The organism is Enterobacter sp. BIDMC109 (assembly GCF_001037885.1).
Taxonomy (GTDB): Bacteria; Pseudomonadota; Gammaproteobacteria; order Enterobacterales; family Enterobacteriaceae; genus Enterobacter; species Enterobacter hormaechei_C.
In genome coordinates, this window is the sequence record NZ_KQ090002.1 from 4,083,527 (window position 1) to 4,102,121 (window position 18,595).

17 protein-coding genes are annotated in these 18,595 nt (G+C 56.8%); 12 read left to right on the forward strand and 5 right to left on the reverse strand.

The features are described 5' to 3' along the window. Positions 1–9: 9 nt before the first annotated feature. Positions 10–2,442 carry a bifunctional aspartate kinase/homoserine dehydrogenase II gene (locus SK62_RS19215; RefSeq protein WP_017383103.1) on the reverse strand — a complete coding sequence of 811 codons (2,433 nt, stop codon included), beginning with the start codon at positions 2,440–2,442 and terminating at the stop codon, positions 10–12. A 2-nt stretch (positions 2,443–2,444) separates the two neighbouring features. Then, positions 2,445–3,605: a cystathionine gamma-synthase gene (metB, locus tag SK62_RS19220; RefSeq protein WP_015569951.1), complete on the reverse strand. Its 1,161-nt coding sequence runs from the start codon at positions 3,603–3,605 to the stop codon at positions 2,445–2,447. Positions 3,606–3,880: 275 nt separating this feature from the next. Here metB and metJ point away from each other — a divergent pair, with 275 nt between their 5' ends. After that, positions 3,881–4,198 (forward strand): met regulon transcriptional regulator MetJ, encoded by a 318-nt coding sequence (metJ, locus tag SK62_RS19225; RefSeq protein WP_006179183.1) that lies wholly within the window; start codon positions 3,881–3,883, stop codon positions 4,196–4,198. Between the two features lie 48 nt (positions 4,199–4,246). Here metJ and rpmE read toward each other — a convergent pair whose 3' ends face one another. Beyond that, entirely contained in the window at positions 4,247–4,459 is a 213-nt protein-coding gene (gene rpmE, locus SK62_RS19230) for a 50S ribosomal protein L31 (RefSeq protein ID WP_003862040.1), read from the reverse strand. Positions 4,460–4,659: 200 nt separating this feature from the next. Between rpmE and priA the strand changes: the two genes are divergently transcribed. The 7 genes from priA (at position 4,660) to rraA (ending at position 12,594) form a co-directional block, all read left to right on the forward strand. Then, positions 4,660–6,855 (forward strand): primosomal protein N', encoded by a 2,196-nt coding sequence (gene priA / locus SK62_RS19235; protein WP_047718189.1) that lies wholly within the window; start codon positions 4,660–4,662, stop codon positions 6,853–6,855. Positions 6,856–6,974: 119 nt separating this feature from the next. Then, positions 6,975–8,000 (forward strand): DNA-binding transcriptional regulator CytR, encoded by a 1,026-nt coding sequence (cytR, locus tag SK62_RS19240; protein WP_032651968.1) that lies wholly within the window; start codon positions 6,975–6,977, stop codon positions 7,998–8,000. A 92-nt stretch (positions 8,001–8,092) separates the two neighbouring features. Next, on the forward strand, positions 8,093–9,061 hold the full coding sequence (ftsN, locus tag SK62_RS19245) for a cell division protein FtsN (protein WP_047718187.1): 969 nt from the start codon (positions 8,093–8,095) through the stop codon (positions 9,059–9,061). A 94-nt stretch (positions 9,062–9,155) separates the two neighbouring features. Next, complete coding sequence (hslV, locus tag SK62_RS19250; protein ID WP_003862036.1) at positions 9,156–9,686, forward strand: ATP-dependent protease subunit HslV; 531 nt, start codon at positions 9,156–9,158, stop codon at positions 9,684–9,686. A 9-nt stretch (positions 9,687–9,695) separates the two neighbouring features. Beyond that, complete coding sequence (hslU, locus tag SK62_RS19255) at positions 9,696–11,027, forward strand: HslU--HslV peptidase ATPase subunit (protein WP_047718186.1); 1,332 nt, start codon at positions 9,696–9,698, stop codon at positions 11,025–11,027. Between the two features lie 62 nt (positions 11,028–11,089). Beyond that, entirely contained in the window at positions 11,090–12,016 is a 927-nt protein-coding gene (gene menA, locus SK62_RS19260) for a 1,4-dihydroxy-2-naphthoate polyprenyltransferase (RefSeq protein ID WP_094089599.1), read from the forward strand. Positions 12,017–12,108: 92 nt separating this feature from the next. Beyond that, positions 12,109–12,594 (forward strand): ribonuclease E activity regulator RraA, encoded by a 486-nt coding sequence (gene rraA, locus SK62_RS19265; RefSeq protein ID WP_033487969.1) that lies wholly within the window; start codon positions 12,109–12,111, stop codon positions 12,592–12,594. Positions 12,595–13,179: 585 nt separating this feature from the next. On the opposite strand, the gene zapB is transcribed toward rraA, so the two are convergent. After that, entirely contained in the window at positions 13,180–13,419 is a 240-nt protein-coding gene (gene zapB, locus SK62_RS19275) for a septal ring assembly protein ZapB (protein WP_003862031.1), read from the reverse strand. A gap of 399 nt (positions 13,420–13,818) precedes the next feature. Here zapB and SK62_RS19280 point away from each other — a divergent pair, with 399 nt between their 5' ends. The 4 genes from SK62_RS19280 (at position 13,819) to fpr (ending at position 18,170) form a co-directional block, all read left to right on the forward strand. After that, on the forward strand, positions 13,819–14,664 hold the full coding sequence (locus SK62_RS19280; RefSeq protein ID WP_015569943.1) for an MIP/aquaporin family protein: 846 nt from the start codon (positions 13,819–13,821) through the stop codon (positions 14,662–14,664). 21 nt (positions 14,665–14,685) lie between these two features. Then, positions 14,686–16,194 carry a glycerol kinase GlpK gene (glpK, locus tag SK62_RS19285; protein ID WP_006808669.1) on the forward strand — a complete coding sequence of 503 codons (1,509 nt, stop codon included), beginning with the start codon at positions 14,686–14,688 and terminating at the stop codon, positions 16,192–16,194. A 122-nt stretch (positions 16,195–16,316) separates the two neighbouring features. Beyond that, positions 16,317–17,327, forward strand: coding sequence for a class II fructose-bisphosphatase (gene glpX, locus SK62_RS19290; RefSeq protein ID WP_015569942.1), 1,011 nt, complete (start codon positions 16,317–16,319; stop codon positions 17,325–17,327). Between the two features lie 96 nt (positions 17,328–17,423). Then, positions 17,424–18,170: a ferredoxin--NADP(+) reductase gene (fpr, locus tag SK62_RS19295; RefSeq protein WP_003862024.1), complete on the forward strand. Its 747-nt coding sequence runs from the start codon at positions 17,424–17,426 to the stop codon at positions 18,168–18,170. Here the strand turns inward: fpr and SK62_RS19300 are convergent, their stop codons facing one another. Then, positions 18,171–18,590, reverse strand: a complete 420-nt coding sequence (locus tag SK62_RS19300) for a DUF805 domain-containing protein (protein ID WP_006808672.1) — start codon at positions 18,588–18,590, stop codon at positions 18,171–18,173. It lies immediately after the preceding gene. Between the last annotated feature and the right edge of the window lie 5 nt (positions 18,591–18,595).

An 18,595-nucleotide genomic window follows, 5' to 3' on the forward strand; every position in this document is an offset into this window, starting at 1 on the left:
CAAGCGAAATTACAGCAGCTTAGCCAGACGATTAATATCAGACTGAATGGCTCCGGCGGTGACATCGCGTCCCGCGCCCGGGCCACGGATCACCAGCGGGTTATCGCGATACCAGCGGCTTTCGATGGCGAAGACGTTGTCGCACGGCAGGAGCGCCGCCAGCGGATGTTCAGGACGCACCGCCTCCACGCCCACGCGCGCTTTACCGTTCGCCTCGAAACGCGCCACATAACGCAGCACCAGGCCCATCTCGTTAGCCGCTTCCAGACGTTGCACCATCTGCTCGTTCAGCTCGTCACCGTTCTCGAAGAAGTGATCGACGGACCCTTCCTCGCAGCCCGCAGGCACCAGAGACTCAACGCGTACCTGACCCGGCTCAATGTCGTAGCCGGCTTCACGCGCCAGGATCACCAGCTTACGCATCACATCTTTACCGGCAAGGTCAACGCGCGGATCCGGCTCGGTTAAGCCCTGCTGCCACGCCTGATCCACCAGGTCGGTGAACGGAACGGTGCCGTCAAACTGCAAAAACAGCCAGGAGAGCGTGCCGGAGAAGATCCCGCTCAGCGCCAGAATGCTGTCGCCGCTTTCAATCAGGTCGCGCACGGTATGGTTCACTGGCAGGCCCGCGCCAACGGTGGCGTTATACAGCCAGTGACGGCCCGTTTTTTCGAATGCGTCATGGATCTGACGGTATTTATCAGTGCTGCTCGCGCCCGCCAGCTTGTTGGCGCTGATGACGTGGAAACCGTGGCTGGCGAAATCCAGATACTGATCGGCCAGCTGCTCGCTGGCGGTCACGTCCAGCACCACCAGATCGTCGTACGGGTGCGCGCGCATCCACAGGAACAGCGACTCTTCATCCTGCTCAACCGCTTCATCGTTAAAGAAGGCCAGCGCCCGGCTGGCGTCCAGCCCTTCGTAGTTCAGCAGGCTGCGGCGGCTGTCCACCACCCCTGCCAGAATAAATTCAAACCCGGTACGCGCCGAAAGCGTTACCTGCTCGCGGGCGAACAGCTCCAGCCAGCGGGAACCGATGTTCCCTTTCCCGAACAGTACCAGGCCGATGCGTTTTTCCGCGCGGAACAGGGAGGTGTGCAGACCCTGAATCAGGCTTTCGGTTGGCCCTTTACGCAGCACGGCAACCAGACTGATGCCCTCTTCCGACTGCCAGGTGAACTCCACCGGCTGACCTTTCAGTTGCTGCCAGAAGCGGTGGCAGTGGAGCGGGTTACGGGTGACGCCCGCGCCCACCATCGCCACTAGCGCCAGCCCCTGACGCAGGCGAAGCTCGCCCGGCAGGCCCGCTTCATCCAGAATTTTCAGGGCGCTGTCCACCACTTCAGCGGTATAGCAGAACTGCAACAGCTGACGATCGTTATGTACGCCAACGGCCAGCGGACGCACCTGGGCACGTTTCAGGATGGTGTCGATATCTTTGTGTGCCAGTTTGAAATCCTGGCCCGCAGGCACCTGGAACTCAATCAGGCAGATGTCATCATGGCTGGTGACAATGCGCGCGCCCGTACCGGATGCCAGCACGCGTTCAATGCGGGTGGAACCCTGATCCGGCGTGTAGCTACAGCGTAGTTGCAGGTCGATGTCGCTGCCGGAAACCGGCTGTAGCGTGCGCGCGTGCAGCACCGGGGCCGCCAGACGCGCCAGTTCGCTCGCTTCGTCGAGACGCAGCAGCGGCAGCAGGCAGGCATCTTTTACTTTGCGCGGGTCCGCGCTGTAGACACCGGCCACGTCGCTCCAGATGGTGACGCGGGACACGCCCGCCAGGGCGCCAATCTGCGTTGCCGAGTAGTCAGAGCCGTTGCGGCCCAGCAGAACGGTTTCGCCAGCATTGCTGCGGCTGATAAAACCGGTGACGACAATACGTTTACCAGGATGTTGCACCAGCAGCTGTTGCAGCAGCGGGTAAGACAACCCTTCGTCCACCTGCGGCTGTGCGGCACGTTCGGCACGCAGGAAATCACGCGCGTCGAGCCAGGCGGCTTCCACACCAAGATGTTGCAGCACGGCGGCCATCAGGCGCGCAGACCACACTTCACCGTGGCCAACCACTTCCGCATACACTGCATCGGTAATGCCGCTGTCCAGCAGAGCGGCCAGACGCTCAAGGTCGTGCGTAAAAGCGCTAATCAGCCCGTCCGCCACGTCCGCAGGCAGCAAACCGGCAATCAGTTCACTCTGGTAACGACGTAAGGACTGTTGCACCTGATGCGCAGAGAGGCGATCGGTCTGGCTCAGTTTCAGCCAGCTAATCAACTGGTTGGTGGTGCTGCCCGCCGCAGAGACAACCATCATGTCCCCCGGCTGTGAATACTCGGTCATGATCCCTGCGACACGCAGGTAACATTTCACATCAGCAAGACTACTACCACCAAACTTGTGCAGCTGACGACCCTTCGTCCCTGCCTGCGCTATCACACTCATGATTACCCCTTGGCTGCGACCCGGAAGCCATTTTCCAGATCGGCAATTAAATCTTCAGAATCTTCAATACCGGTCGAGATACGCAGCAGCGTCTCGGAAATCCCGGCGGCGGCACGTGCTTCGGGTGCCATACCTGCGTGCGTCATGGTTGCGGCGTGGGAGATCAAGCTTTCTACTCCCCCTAAGGATTCCGCCAGCGTAAACAATGACAACCCGCTCAGGAAGCGACGCAGCGTTTGCTCGTCACCGTCCAGTTCAAAACTTAACATCGCGCCAAATCCTTTCTGTTGGCGCGCGGCAATCTCGTGCCCCTGATTTTCCGGCAGCGACGGGTGATAAAGCTTCTTCACCAGCGGCTGGGTTTTCAGGAAATCCACGATCGCCTGGGCATTACGCTGCGCCACGTCCATACGCGGCGACAGCGTACGGATGCCGCGCAACAGCAAATAGCTGTCGAACGCGCCCGCGGTGACGCCAATGTTATTGGCCCACCATGCCAGTTCGGTGACTACCTCAGGATCTTTGGCAATCACCACACCTGCTACTACGTCAGAATGGCCGTTCAGATATTTAGTGCATGAATGCAACACCAGATCGGCACCCAGTGCCAGTGGGTTCTGAAGGGCCGGACTGAGGAACGTATTATCCACTACACTTATCGCTCCCGCATCCCTTGCGAGCTGACAAATTTTCGCAATATCGACTACGCGCAACAATGGATTGCTTGGACTTTCCACCAGCACCAGCTTCGGCTGCTCGGCAAGCGCCTGTTTCAGCGCCTGTTCGTCGTTTTGATCGACAAACAGCACACGGTAGCAGCCACGTTTCGCCAGGCTATCAAACAGACGATAGCTGCCGCCATAACAGTCGTGCGGCGCCACCAGCAGATCGCCAGGTTTCAGGAACACCGTAGTCACCAGGTGAATGGCAGACATGCCGGTATTGGTTAATACCGCACCCGCGCCGCCTTCCAGTTCCGCCAGCGCGCGCTGCGTGACGTCACGCGTAGGATTGCCGCGACGCGAGTAGTCATGCGCGCGGGGTTCATTAAATCCGGTGAAATTATAGGTGCTGGAGAGATGAATTGGCGGGACAACGCAGCCGTACTGCTCGTCATCATTCAATCCGCTACGCACTGCGATGGTGGCCTGTTTACGCGTCATGGTGAGGCTTCCTGGCGAATGAGGTGAAAAGTCAGGCACCAGAGTAAACATTGAAAGTATGGACGTCAATACATCTGGACATCTAAACTTCTTTGCGTATAGATTGAGCAATGTGCAAATAGCCGTTAAAATTATATGCTTTAGGACACGCTACAGCGGCAATATCCGTGCCTCGGTATCGTCTCTACGGTAAACTACGCAAGATTACGGTTCAAAACTGATGGTTACCGGTTTTGCACCTTTAGATTAATGACTGAGAGGATTAAAGGTATCTCATGGCTGAATGGAGCGGCGAATATATCAGCCCATACGCTGAGCACGGTAAGAAGAGTGAGCAAGTCAAGAAAATCACGGTGTCCATTCCTCTGAAGGTGTTGAAGATCCTCACCGATGAACGTACGCGTCGTCAGGTGAACAACCTGCGTCACGCCACCAACAGCGAACTGCTGTGCGAAGCGTTCCTGCATGCGTTTACCGGCCAACCGTTGCCGAACGATGACGATCTGCGCAAAGAGCGCAGTGACGAAATTCCAGAAGAGGCGAAGGTGATCATGCGTGAACTGGGTATCGACCCGGATACGTGGGAATACTGATAAGCGGATACAAAAAAGGCACCTTGCGGTGCCTTTTTTTCGGGAAACTTATTTAGCGCCCGGGATGCTGAAACGCTTGTTGAAGCGGTCAACACGGCCACCGGTTGCAACATCACGCTGCTTACCAGTGTAGAACGGGTGGCATTTGCCGCACACGTCCAGGTTCAGATCGTGACCCACGGTAGAGCGGATCTGGATAGAGTTACCGCAAGAGCAGTTTGCAGTAATCATTTCGTATTTCGGGTGAATATCTTTTTTCATGGGAGAACCTCAGTTAAGGCCGCGTCGCTCTTCCAGCCCTAACGCCAGACACCACGCGATGTTGAATGTAAGTTCTTTGGCGTAAAATACACCAAAGGCGGCGAATCATACAGAATTTGACCAACGTATGCAAACTGATCCGCACGCCGCTTTCACTAATGTGTATACTAACGCGCCACTTTTTAAGTCAGGAAGATTCGATGCCCGTCGCTCACGTTGCCCTGCCCGTTCCGCTTCCCCGCACCTTTGACTACCTGCTACCCGACAGCATGAGCGCCAAAGCGGGCTGTCGCGTGACCGTGCCGTTTGGCAAACAGCAGCGCGTGGGGATCGTGGTGTCCGTCAGCGAACACAGCGAACTGCCGCTTAACGAGCTGAAATCGGTTGTTGAGGTGCTGGACAGCGAGCCGGTTTTCTCCACCAGCACCTGGCGACTGCTGCTGTGGGCGGCAGATTATTATCATCATCCGATTGGCGACGTGCTGTTCCATGCCCTGCCCATTATGCTGCGCCAGGGCAAGAGCGCCAGCCACGCGCCAATGTGGTACTGGTTTGCCACCGAGCAGGGCCAGGCGGTGGACATTAACAGCCTGAAGCGCTCGCAGAAACAGCAACAGGCGCTGGCCGCGCTGCGCCAGGGAAAAATCTGGCGCCATCAGGTCGACGAGCTTGAGGTAAGCGAAACCGCGTTGCAGGCATTAAGGAAGAAAGGGCTGAGCGAACTGGCCAGTGAAGCACCTGCCCTTCACGACTGGCGCGACGGCTTTTCCGTCTCGGGCGGTGGCCTGCGTCTGAATACCGAGCAGGCCACCGCCGTGGGCGCGATTCACAGCGCCGCCGATCGTTTTTCCGCCTGGCTGCTGGCGGGCGTCACCGGCTCCGGTAAAACCGAAGTATATCTGAGCGTGCTGGAAAACGTGCTCGCGCAGGGCAAACAGGCGCTGGTGATGGTGCCGGAAATCGGCCTGACGCCGCAAACCATCGCGCGTTTCCGTGAACGCTTTAATGCGCCCGTTGAGGTTCTGCACTCCGGCCTGAACGACAGCGAGCGCCTCAGCGCCTGGCTGAAAGCGAAAAACGGCGAAGCAGCAATTGTGATCGGCACCCGTTCATCGCTGTTTACGCCCTTTAAAAATCTCGGCGTTATCGTAATCGATGAAGAGCATGACAGCTCCTATAAACAGCAGGAAGGCTGGCGCTATCACGCCCGCGACTTAGCCGTGTACCGCGCCCACAGCGAGCAAATCCCCATTATTCTCGGGTCCGCCACCCCCGCGCTTGAAACGCTGCACAACGTTCGCCAGCGTAAATACCACATGCTGCGCCTGACGCGCCGTGCGGGGAATGCCCGCCCGGCCATTCAGCATGTGCTGGATTTGAAAGGCCAGCAGGTGCAGGCCGGGTTAGCGCCTGCGCTGATTAGCCGCATGCGCCAGCATTTGCAGGCGGGCAACCAGGTGATCCTGTTCCTGAACCGCCGCGGCTTCGCGCCTGCGCTGCTGTGCCACGACTGCGGCTGGATCGCGGAGTGCCCGCGCTGCGATCACTACTACACCTTCCACCAGGCTCAGCGCCATTTACGCTGCCACCACTGCGACAGCCAGCGTCCGGTCCCCCGTCAATGCCCGTCCTGCGGCTCAACGCACATCGTGCCGGTCGGTCTGGGAACGGAACAGCTTGAACAGGCGCTCGCGCCCTTCTTCCCGGACGTACCCATCTCCCGTATCGACAGGGATACCACCAGCCGTAAAGGGGCGCTGGAGCAGCAACTGGCGGAAGTGCATCGCGGCGGCGCGCGCATCCTGATTGGTACTCAGATGCTGGCGAAAGGGCACCACTTCCCGGACGTGACGCTGGTCGCCCTGCTGGACGTCGACGGCGCGCTGTTCTCCGCGGATTTTCGCTCCGCCGAGCGTTTCGCCCAGCTTTATACCCAGGTTGCCGGTCGCGCTGGTCGAGCGGGTAAGCAGGGCGAGGTGGTGCTGCAAACGCACCACCCTGAACATCCGCTGCTGCAAACTCTGCTGCACAAAGGCTATGACGCCTTCGCGGACCAGGCGCTGGCCGAACGTCAGACGATGCAGCTTCCCCCATGGACCAGCCACGTTATCATCCGTGCGGAAGATCATAATAACCAGCAGGCGCCGCTGTTCCTGCAACAGCTGAGAAACCTCCTGCAAGCCAGCCCGCTGGTGGATAATCAGCTGTGGATTTTAGGCCCGGTATCCGCGCTCGCCCCGAAACGCGGCGGCCGTTTCCGCTGGCAACTGTTACTTCAGCACCCCTCGCGTATCCGTTTACAGCAGATCGTCAGCGGCACGCTGGCGCTGATCAATACCCTACCGGAAGCGCGAAAAGTGAAGTGGGTTCTTGACGTCGATCCGATTGAAGGCTGAAGACGGATCGAAAAATTTAATGCGCCTCACACTTTTTATGAAAATTCTGTAACCGATTCCATTAACTATCTGTAAAAATGGTGCTGTCCGCAGTTCGGTGTTCAGGCGAGGAGAAGACGTTGAAGTCCAGGAAAGAGGTTGCCTCGGCGACCATGAAAGACGTTGCCGAGAAAGCACAAGTCTCAACAGCAACCGTGTCCCGCGCATTGATGAACCCTGACAAAGTCTCCCAGGCGACCCGAAACCGGGTTGAAAAGGCGGCGCTTGAGGTCGGTTATTTCCCGCAAGCCATGGGGCGCAACGTTAAACGCAACGAATCCCGCACCATCCTGGTGATCGTGCCGGATATCTGCGATCCCTTCTTCAGCGAAATCATCCGCGGCATTGAGGTCACGGCCGCCGCCCAAGGCTATCTGGTGCTGATTGGCGATTGTGCTCACCAGAACCAGCAGGAAAAAACGTTCATCGACCTGATCATCACCAAGCAGATTGATGGCATGCTGCTGCTTGGCTCACGCCTGCCGTTTGATGCCAGCATTGAAGAACAGCGCAATTTACCGCCGATGGTCATGGCGAACGAATTCGCGCCGGAGCTGGAGCTGCCAACCGTTCATATCGATAACCTCACCGCCGCATTCAACGCCGTGAACTATCTTCAGGAACTGGGGCATAAGCGTATCGGCTGTATCGCCGGACCAGAAGAGATGCCGCTGTGTCATTACCGCTTGCAGGGCTACGTTCAGGCGCTGCGCCGTACCGGGGCTATCGTCGATCCGCACTACATTGCGCGCGGTGATTTCACCTTTGAAGCGGGCGGGCAGGCGCTGGAAAAATTGCTGTCCTTGCCAGAACCGCCCACCGCGGTCTTCTGCCACAGCGACGTGATGGCGCTGGGGGCGTTATCCTACGCCAAACGTCACGGCCTGCGCGTGCCGCAGGACCTGTCGATAATCGGTTTTGATAATATTTCACTTTCGGAGTTTTGCGATCCGCCGCTTTCGACCGTTGCACAGCCGCGGTATGACATCGGCCGTGAAGCGATGCTGCTTTTGCTGGATCAGCTGCACGGTCAATCAGTTAGCAGTGGGTCACGACTACTGGATTGTGAGCTGATTGTGCGCGGCTCTACCCAGGCATTAACTTAAAGTAAATACCTTTCGACACCCTTATCTGGTCAAAGCCCCGTCGCTTAAGTAACATGGCGGGCTGACGAACGAATAAATACAGCGAAACGATAGTGGCACAACGAGATTATGTACGTCGCGGCCAGCCGGCACCTTCGCGACGCAAAAAGAGTAGTTCAAAAAGCAAGCAACGCAGCCTGTCTGCTGTCTCCCCAGCTATGGTCGCCATTGCTGCGGCTGTGCTGGTGGCCTTTATTGGCGGCCTCTACTTCATTACGCATCATAAAAAAGAAGAGTCTGAAGCCCTTCAGGGTAACAAGGTCGTTGGCAACGGCCTGCCGCCGAAGCCTCAAGAGCGCTGGCGCTACATTAAAGAGCTGGAAAGCCGCCAGCCTGGCGTACGTGCGCCTACCGAGCCTTCTGCCGGGGGTGAAGTAAAGAATGCCGATCAGCTGACGGACGAACAGCGTCAATTGCTCGCTCAGATGCAGGCGGACATGCGCCAGCAGCCTACGCAGCTGAACGAAGTACCGTGGAACGAACAAACCCCGGCGCAGCGTCAGCAAACGTTGCAGCGCCAGCGTCAGGCTCAGCAGCAAACGCAACAGCAGCAGTGGACGCAGACGCAGCCGGTACAGCAGCCGCGTACACAACCGCAGCAGCAGACGCGTACCGTACAAACTCAGCCTGTCCAGCAGCAACCGAAGGCGCAGCCGCAGAAGCAAACGGCACAGCCGTATCAGGATCTGTTGCAGACGCCTGCGCATACCACTGCGCAACAGCCAAAAACGCAGCAGGCTGCGCCGGTCACCAAAGAGACCGAGGCACCGAAGCAGACGGCTGAGAAAAAAGATGAACGCCGCTGGATGGTTCAGTGCGGTTCGTTTAAAGGCGCCGAACAGGCAGAAACGGTGCGTGCTCAGCTGGCATTTGAAGGATTTGACTCTCGCATTACCACCAACAACGGCTGGAATCGCGTAGTGATTGGACCGGTCAAAGGCAAAGAAAACGCAGACGGCACCATTTCCCGTTTGAAAGTGGCTGGCCACACAAACTGCATTCGACTCGCCTCCGGGGGTTGAAACCCCCAAAATCCCCCCCATCTATCATTTAATTCAGCCCTGAGCACAGGCTCAGGGCTTCTGTTTCCCGAATCTGTAACCAGGGGGTCTGCTCGTGACAACAATAGTAAGTGTACGCCGTAACGGCCAGGTGGTAATTGCCGGTGATGGCCAGGCCACGCTGGGTAATACCGTCATGAAAGGCAACGTGAAGAAAGTACGTCGTCTTTATAACGACAAAGTGATCGCCGGTTTCGCAGGCGGCACGGCTGATGCCTTCACGCTGTTTGAACTGTTTGAACGCAAACTGGAAATGCATCAGGGTCATCTGGTGAAAGCCGCCGTTGAGCTGGCAAAAGACTGGCGTACCGACCGCATGCTGCGCAAGCTCGAAGCGCTGCTGGCCGTGGCTGACGAAAACGCCTCGCTGATCATCACCGGTAACGGCGACGTGGTTCAGCCTGAAAACGACCTGATTGCCATCGGCTCTGGCGGCCCGTACGCCCAGGCCGCAGCCCGTGCGCTGTTGGAAAATACCGACATGAACGCGCGCGATATCGCGGTGAAAGCGTTGGATATTGCAGGTGATATCTGCATCTATACCAACCACAATCACACCATCGAAGAATTACCGTCTAAAGCGTAAGGATCGCCCATGTCTGAAATGACCCCACGCGAAATTGTCAGCGAACTGAACAAGCACATTATCGGCCAGGACGACGCCAAGCGCTCCGTGGCTATCGCACTGCGTAACCGCTGGCGTCGCATGCAGCTCGACGAAGAGCTTCGCCACGAAGTGACACCCAAAAATATTCTGATGATCGGCCCGACCGGTGTGGGTAAAACCGAAATCGCCCGTCGTCTGGCCAAACTGGCTAACGCGCCGTTCATCAAAGTTGAAGCCACCAAGTTCACCGAAGTGGGCTATGTGGGTAAAGAAGTGGACTCCATCATCCGTGACCTGACCGACTCGGCGATTAAGATGGTGCGTGTCCAGGCAATTGAGAAAAACCGCTATCGCGCCGAAGAGATGGCCGAAGAGCGTATTCTCGACGTGCTGATCCCACCGGCAAAAAACAACTGGGGACAGGCTGAACAGCAGCCTGAACCTTCTGCTGCGCGTCAGGCATTCCGCAAAAAACTGCGCGAAGGCGAGCTGGACGACAAAGAGGTTGAGATCGATCTCGCTGCCGCGCCAATGGGCGTGGAAATTATGGCGCCTCCGGGCATGGAAGAGATGACCAGCCAGTTGCAGTCCATGTTCCAGAACCTGGGCGGACAGAAGCAGAAAGCGCGTAAGCTGAAAATCAAAGACGCGATGAAGCTGCTGATTGAAGAAGAAGCCGCGAAGCTGGTTAACCCGGAAGAGCTGAAACAGGATGCTATCGACGCGGTTGAGCAGCACGGTATCGTGTTTATCGACGAAATCGACAAGATCTGTAAGCGCGGCAACGCGTCCGGCCCGGATGTCTCACGCGAAGGCGTTCAGCGCGACCTGCTGCCGCTGGTGGAAGGTTGCACCGTCTCCACCAAGCACGGCATGGTTAAAACTGACCACATTCTGTTTATCGCCTCCGGTGCGTTCCAGATTGCCAGCCCGTCTGACCTGATCCCGGAACTTCAGGGACGTCTGCCAATCCGCGTCGAGTTGCAGGCGCTGACCACCGAAGATTTCGAACGTATCCTGACTGAGCCAAACGCTTCTGTGACCGTACAGTACAAAGCGCTGATGGCGACCGAAGGCGTGAACATTGAATTTACCGATGACGGTATCAAGCGCATCGCCCAGGCCGCGTGGCAGGTCAACGAAACCACCGAAAACATCGGTGCGCGTCGTCTGCACACCGTGCTGGAACGCCTGATGGAAGACATCTCTTATGATGCGAGCGACCTTAACGGTCAAAGCATTACCATTGACGCAGACTATGTGGGCAAACACCTGGATGCGTTAGTGGCAGATGAAGATCTGAGCCGTTTTATTCTATAATCGCGTTCAATGCATTTTCATCACTGTTGATGGGGGCTATGGCCCCCATTTTTATTGGCTAAATAACTATGACTGATATCAGCCGTACACAGGCGTGGCTCGAAAGTCTGCGCCCTAAAACGCTTCCTCTGGCTTTTGCCGCCATTATCGTCGGTACCACGCTTGCCTGGTGGCAGGGTCATTTCGATCCGCTGGTAGCAGGTCTGGCGCTTGTCACCGCCGGGCTGCTGCAAATCCTCTCTAATCTCGCCAATGATTACGGCGATGCGGTAAAAGGCAGCGACAAGCCTGACCGCATCGGGCCGCTGCGCGGGATGCAAAAAGGGGTGATTACCCAGGCACAGATGAAGCGGGCGCTGATTATCACCGTGGTGTTGATTTGCCTGTCCGGGCTGGCGCTGGTGACGGTCGCCTCGAAAACCACCAGTGATTTCATTGGCTTCCTGGTGCTGGGCTTGCTCGCCATTATTGCAGCCATTACCTATACCGTCGGGACGCGTCCTTACGGGTATATTGGTCTGGGCGACATCTCCGTGCTGGTGTTCTTCGGCTGGCTGAGCGTGATGGGAAGCTGGTACTTACAGGCGCACACGGTGATCCCTGCCCTGTTCCTGCCGGCGACCGCCTGTGGTCTGCTGGCGACGGCGGTGCTGAATATCAATAATCTGCGCGACATCGACAGCGACCGCGAGAACGGTAAAAACACGCTGGCCGTGCGTCTGGGTCCGGTGAATGCACGCCGCTATCACGCCTGCCTGCTCATCGGCGCGCTGGTCTGCCTGGCGCTGTTCAATCTGATTTCGCTGCACAGCCTCTGGGGCTGGCTGTTTGTGCTCGCCGCACCGCTGCTGGTTAAGCAGGCCCGCTACGTTATGCGTGAACTCAGCCCGGCCGCCATGCCACCGATGCTGGAACGTACGGTAAAAGGCGCGCTGTTGACTAACCTGCTGTTCGTCATCGGGATTGTCTTAAGCCAGACGCTGAGTTAGCTGACAAATATCAATTAACAATTGATGATTTTGCCAACAACGCATTTCGCACGATATACTGAACACATTCGCAGCAACAGAGCGTTAAACCTATGAAATACGATACCTCCGAGCTTTGTGACATCTACCAGGAAGATGTCAACGTCGTTGAACCCCTGTTCTCCAACTTTGGTGGACGGTCGTCGTTTGGCGGACAAATCATCACGGTGAAATGTTTCGAGGACAACGGGTTGCTGTACGATCTGCTCGAAGAGAACGGTCGTGGTCGCGTCCTGCTGGTGGATGGTGGCGGTTCCGTGCGCCGTGCATTGATTGATGCTGAACTGGCGGGAATTGCCGTCCAGAACGAGTGGGAAGGCATTGTGGTGTACGGTTCCGTGCGTCAGGTGGACGATCTCGAAGACCTGGATATCGGGATTCAGGCCATCGCGGCCATACCGGTAGGCGCAGCGGGCGACGGCATCGGCGAAAGCGACGTGCGCGTTAACTTCGGCGGCGTGACCTTCTTCTCGGGCGACCACCTTTATGCTGACAATACCGGCATTATCCTTTCTGAGGATGCGCTGGATATTGAGTAGTTAATCGGTAAGCGAGATGCATAAAAAAACCGCCAACAGCAATGTGGCGGTTTTTTTTGTCCCTCGGGATTCGCGGTCCGTTGGGTGATATTGCAACCTTTAACCAGGATTTTTATCTTACCCTGGTTCATTCCTCAGGTAACCCCTGTCGACCCTTTATAAATTCCTAATTATGTGTGGAAACCTTAACTCCGCAGCTGTTGCTCATTATGATGCTGTGTCCCTTTCCGCCATCTCGCAAATGGGCATCGGTCCAGGGAAAGGTGTATTCACAACCGTAAAGCAACCTTTAACCGGGCTTGTGTCCACCGACTTATCACCGGTGGTGAACGGTGGAGCGGTAAGCAGCAGGGACCGCATAATGAAACGCTATTTATGTATCGCGTTCATTGTCGCCAGCGTACTCGTTGTAAAGAGCGATGAACCTGTTGGGTTTGTTGCTTTTGCTACGACAGCGCAGGACAAGTAGCGTTAAGGCCGCCCAGGGCGGCCTTTTTTATGGTTTGATATCGGTTAGGGAAACCATAAAAAAGCCGGGTGGCGGCTTCGCCTTACCCGGCCTGTTCAATGCATTCCCTAAGGAAATCAAACTTCTTCCATACGTCCCAGCAGCGCCTGCAAGCGTTCCTGCCAGCCGTTCTGCTGTTCGCGCAGCTGGTTGTTTTCGCGCTCCAGTTCTTCACGGCTGTGCTGAGCATTCTGAACTTCCTGTGACAGGGAGTTGTTCTTTTCTTTCAGCTCTTCAATTTCCATTTGCAGCAGCGTGATGGTGTCAATCGCCTGCTGTACTTTCGATTCCAGTTTCTCAAACACTTCTAAAGACATGATCCTACCTCTCCTGAATTGCAAGGCGACGCTTTAACGTAAACGCGCACAACATATGTTCCGATTGTATGGAGCGCCGTCGCCCCTGTCCAGCGGCATGCCACGCAGATCGCGGTTTGCAACACTTTTCGGCCTCGTCCTGGTGCGTTCGCCGCATATACCCCTAAGTTGTTAACCCATAAGTTAAAGAAATGATTCAGCCCATAATCATTATCTGATGCAAAAACGCGCTTTATGGCGCGAAAACGCTCATTTTATTGACGCAGACCACACATTTAGATTTCGATATTTCTCGTTTGTGCTCGTTAACGATAAATTAACACTATGTCTACAGGGCATCGTGACTGTCACGGGCGGTCACGCAAACAATAAACATTACTCTTTTGCAGGATTCCGATTATGAGTCAGACATCAACCTTAAAAGGCCAGTGTATTGCCGAGTTCCTGGGTACCGGGTTGTTGATATTCTTCGGAGTAGGCTGTGTCGCAGCACTGAAAGTGGCGGGTGCCAGTTTTGGTCAGTGGGAAATCAGTATTATCTGGGGTCTGGGCGTGGCGATGGCCATCTACCTGACCGCAGGGGTTTCCGGTGCACATCTTAACCCGGCGGTGACCATCGCGTTGTGGCTATTCGCGTGTTTTGACGGACGCAAAGTTGTTCCTTTTATCATTTCGCAATTTGCCGGCGCCTTTTGCGCAGCGGCGTTAGTTTACGGGCTTTATTACAATCTTTTCATCGACTTCGAACAGACGCATCATATGGTGCGTGGCAGTGTCGAAAGTCTGGATCTGGCAGGCATTTTCTCAACGTATCCGAATCCGCATATCAATTTTGTGCAGGCGTTCGCGGTTGAGATGGTGATTACCGCTATTCTGATGGGCGTCATCATGGCGCTGGGCGACGATGGAAACGGCATTCCGCGCGGCCCGCTGGCGCCACTTTTGATTGGCCTTCTGATTGCGGTAATTGGCGCATCCATGGGTCCGCTGACCGGCTTTGCGATGAATCCGGCGCGTGACCTGGGTCCAAAAACCTTCGCCTTCTTTGCGGGATGGGGCGATGTCGCCTTCACGGGCGGCAAAGACATTCCTTACTTCCTGGTTCCGCTGTTCGGGCCAATCGTAGGGGCGGCGCTGGGCGCATTCGGCTATCGCAAATTAATTGGTCGCCACTTACCGTGCGACACCTGTGTGGAAGAGGAGAAAGAGACGGCTTCCACCACACAACAAAAAGCTTCGCTGTAATCTGACTACGGGACACATACCATGACCGAAAAAAAATATATCGTTGCGCTCGACCAGGGCACCACCAGCTCCCGCGCTGTCGTAATGGATCATGACGCGAACATTGTCAGCGTGTCTCAACGCGAATTTGAGCAAATTTATCCGCGTCCAGGCTGGGTAGAACACGACCCGATGGAGATCTGGGCGTCGCAAAGCTCCACGCTGGTGGAAGTGCTGGCTAAAGCCGACATCAGTTCTGACCAGATTGCCGCTATCGGTATCACCAACCAGCGTGAAACGACTGTGGTCTGGGAGCGCGAAACCGGTAAGCCCATCTACAACGCCATTGTCTGGCAGTGCCGTCGTACGTCAGAGATCTGCGAACAGCTGAAGCGCGAAGGAATGGAAGAGTACGTGCGCAGCGCCACCGGCCTGGTGGTTGACCCCTATTTCTCCGGCACCAAAGTGAAGTGGATCCTCGACCACGTGGAAGGTTCACGCGAGCGCGCACGACGTGGCGAGCTACTGTTCGGCACCGTCGATACCTGGCTTATCTGGAAGATGACTCAGGGACGCGTTCACGTTACCGACTACACCAACGCCTCGCGCACCATGCTGTTCAACATCAACACCCTGGAGTGGGATGACAAGATGCTGGACGCGCTGGACATTCCGCGCGCGATGCTGCCAGAAGTCCGTAAGTCTTCAGAGGTGTATGGCCAGACCAACATTGGCGGTAAAGGTGGCACCCGTATTCCTATCGCCGGTATCGCCGGTGACCAGCAGGCGGCCCTGTTCGGCCAGCTGTGCGTCAAGGAAGGGATGGCGAAGAACACCTACGGCACCGGTTGTTTTATGCTGATGAACACCGGCGAGAAAGCGGTGAAATCAGAAAACGGTCTGCTGACCACCATCGCCTGCGGCCCGCGCGGCGAAGTGAACTATGCCCTGGAAGGCGCGGTATTCATGGCGGGTGCCTCCATTCAGTGGCTGCGCGACGAGATGAAGCTGATCAGCGACGCGTTTGACTCCGAATACTTCGCGACCAAAGTGAAAGACACCAACGGCGTGTACGTGGTGCCAGCGTTCACCGGTCTGGGCGCACCGTACTGGGATCCGTATGCCCGCGGCGCGATTTTCGGCCTGACGCGCGGCGTGAACTCAAACCACATCATTCGCGCGACGCTGGAATCCATCGCCTACCAGACGCGCGACGTGCTGGAAGCGATGCAGGCTGACTCCGGCATTCGTCTGCACGCCCTGCGCGTGGACGGCGGTGCGGTCGCGAACAACTTCCTGATGCAGTTCCAGTCCGACATTCTGGGCACCCGCGTTGAACGTCCTGAGGTGCGAGAAGTGACGGCGCTGGGCGCGGCGTATCTGGCAGGTCTGGCGGTTGGCTTCTGGCAAAACCTCGACGAGCTTCAGGAAAAAGCGGTTATCGAACGCGAATTCCGTCCTGGCATCGAAACCACCGAGCGCAACTACCGCTACAGCGGCTGGAAGAAAGCGGTGAAACGTGCCCTGGCGTGGGAAGAGCACGACGAGTAAACCTATATTCCCTCTCCCCTGGGAGAGGGTTAGGGTGAGGGGCTCCGACCGCACCGGTCCCCTCGCCCCTCCCCACTCTGTGATAAACTTCGTGCAATTCCTTTTGATTGTACGAGTACCTCATGAAACGTGAACTTGCTATCGAGTTTTCCCGCGTCACCGAAGCTGCCGCCCTCGCAGGCTACAAGTGGCTGGGCCGTGGCGACAAAAATACCGCAGACGGCGCTGCCGTCCACGCCATGCGCATTGTGCTTAATCAGGTCAATATCGATGGCACTATCGTCATTGGCGAAGGCGAAATCGACGAAGCGCCGATGCTCTATATAGGTGAAAAAGTCGGGACGGGCAAAGGCGATGCGGTGGATATCGCGGTCGACCCGATTGAAGGCACGCGCATGACGGCGATGGGCCAGGCCAACGCGCTGGCGGTACTGGCGGTGGGCGATAAGGGCTGCTTCCTCAACGCGCCCGATATGTACATGGAAAAACTGATCGTCGGTCCTGGCGCTAAAGGCGCTATCGACCTTAGCCTGCCGCTGGACGCCAACCTGCGCAATATCGCCGCGGCGCTGGGTAAAGCGCTCAGCGAACTCACCGTGACCATTCTGGCGAAACCGCGCCACGACGCCACCATCGCGTACCTGCAAGCGCTCGGCGTACGCGTGTTTGCTATTCCGGATGGCGACGTTGCCGCCTCTATTCTGACCTGCATGCCGGACAGCGAAGTCGACGTGCTTTACGGCATCGGCGGCGCGCCGGAGGGTGTGGTCTCTGCGGCAGTGATCCGCGCGCTGGACGGCGATATGCAGGCGCGTCTGCTGCCACGCCATGAGGTCAAAGGCGACAGCGACGAGAACCTTCGCATTGGTGCAGACGAACTGGCGCGCTGCGCGGCGATGGGCATCGAGGCCAATAAAGTGCTCGCGCTGAACGAGATGGCCCGCAGCGATAACGTGGTCTTCTCCGCAACCGGCATCACCAAAGGCGATCTGCTGGACGGCATCACCCGCAAGGGCAACATGGCCACCACTGAAACCCTGCTGATCCGTGGTAAATCCCGCACCATTCGTCGCATTAAGTCCATTCATTATCTCGATCGTAAAGATCCGGACGTACAGACGCACATTCTGTAAAACCGTTTGATCGATAGAGCTTTCCGGCCCGAATGGGCTGGAAATGTTTCCCGCAAGTACGGAAGATAGAAGAGAGAAACAGCACAGGAGAAGATCATGGCGGACTGGGTAACAGGTAAAGTCACAAAGGTACAGTTCTGGACCGATGCGCTATTTAGCCTCACGCTGCACGCTCCCGTTCATCCGTTTACTGCCGGGCAGTTTGCCAAGCTCGGGTTGGATATCGACGGTGAACGCGTACAGCGCGCCTACTCTTACGTTAATGCGCCTGATAACCCGGACCTTGAGTTCTATCTGGTCACCGTCCCGGACGGTAAGCTCAGCCCACGCCTCGCCGCGCTGAAGCCGGGCGATGAAGTGCAGATTGTCTCCGACGCGGCGGGGTTCTTCGTGCTGGATGAAATCCCCGACTGTGACACGCTCTGGATGCTGGCGACCGGCACGGCCATTGGCCCGTATCTTTCCATTCTGCAATACGGCAAAGATCTGGAGCGCTTTAAAAATATCGTGCTGGTTCACGCCGCGCGCTACGCCGCAGACCTGAGCTATTTGCCGCAGATGCAGGCGCTGGAACAGCGATATGGCGGGAAGTTAAAAATTCAGACGGTGGTCAGCCGCGAAACCGCAGCCGGCTCGTTAACCGGTCGCGTTCCGGCGTTGATTGAAAGCGGCGCGCTGGAAGAAGCGGTGGGTTTACCGATGAATACCGAAACCAGCCATGTGATGCTGTGCGGTAACCCGCAGATGGTACGCGATACGCAGCAGTTGCTGAAGGATACCCGGCAGATGACGAAGCACCTTCGCCGCCGGCCGGGCCACATGACCGCCGAACACTACTGGTGATCAGCGGTACTTCACCTCAAGGGTATCTTTTCCATATTTGTTCTCGCTCTGGGTGCCGATAAACGCGCCCAGTTCGACAACCATCATTACAAAGATAACCGTCGGCAGCAGTCTGCCCACCACCCATGGGAGGATTGAGGGCAGCATTGACCAGTTCCCCGCCACCAGCATCCACGCCAGAATAATCAGGAAAGCCCATGCGCCGGAGCGGCCACGATCGTGCAGACGTTTCACCACTACGGCGGCGGTTGGCCACAGTAAACAGACCAGCGCAAATGCCGCCGTTTGCGTGCTCAGCCATGCGTTGTAGGCAACAAAAAACAGAAGCAGCATGGCGACAACCCACGTTGCAATCCAGATCCAGAAGTCACGGCGTCCAATACGCCCTTTGAATGAAAACAGCCACTGCTGTATGGTCATGTAAG

Excerpts from the sequence above, each read along its gene's own strand:
- SK62_RS19215 (WP_017383103.1), bottom strand. The coding sequence starts at position 2,442 with ATGAGTGTGATAGCGCAGGCAGGGACGAAGGGTCGTCAGCTGCACAAG.
- metB (WP_015569951.1), bottom strand. The coding sequence starts at position 3,605 with ATGACGCGTAAACAGGCCACCATCGCAGTGCGTAGCGGATTGAATGAT.
- metJ (WP_006179183.1), top strand. The coding sequence starts at position 3,881 with ATGGCTGAATGGAGCGGCGAATATATCAGCCCATACGCTGAGCACGGT.
- rpmE (WP_003862040.1), bottom strand. The coding sequence starts at position 4,459 with ATGAAAAAAGATATTCACCCGAAATACGAAATGATTACTGCAAACTGC.
- priA (WP_047718189.1), top strand. The coding sequence starts at position 4,660 with ATGCCCGTCGCTCACGTTGCCCTGCCCGTTCCGCTTCCCCGCACCTTT.
- hslU (WP_047718186.1), top strand. The coding sequence starts at position 9,696 with ATGTCTGAAATGACCCCACGCGAAATTGTCAGCGAACTGAACAAGCAC.
- rraA (WP_033487969.1), top strand. The coding sequence starts at position 12,109 with ATGAAATACGATACCTCCGAGCTTTGTGACATCTACCAGGAAGATGTC.
- zapB (WP_003862031.1), bottom strand. The coding sequence starts at position 13,419 with ATGTCTTTAGAAGTGTTTGAGAAACTGGAATCGAAAGTACAGCAGGCG.
- SK62_RS19280 (WP_015569943.1), top strand. The coding sequence starts at position 13,819 with ATGAGTCAGACATCAACCTTAAAAGGCCAGTGTATTGCCGAGTTCCTG.
- glpK (WP_006808669.1), top strand. The coding sequence starts at position 14,686 with ATGACCGAAAAAAAATATATCGTTGCGCTCGACCAGGGCACCACCAGC.
- glpX (WP_015569942.1), top strand. The coding sequence starts at position 16,317 with ATGAAACGTGAACTTGCTATCGAGTTTTCCCGCGTCACCGAAGCTGCC.
- fpr (WP_003862024.1), top strand. The coding sequence starts at position 17,424 with ATGGCGGACTGGGTAACAGGTAAAGTCACAAAGGTACAGTTCTGGACC.
- SK62_RS19300 (WP_006808672.1), bottom strand. The coding sequence starts at position 18,590 with ATGACCATACAGCAGTGGCTGTTTTCATTCAAAGGGCGTATTGGACGC.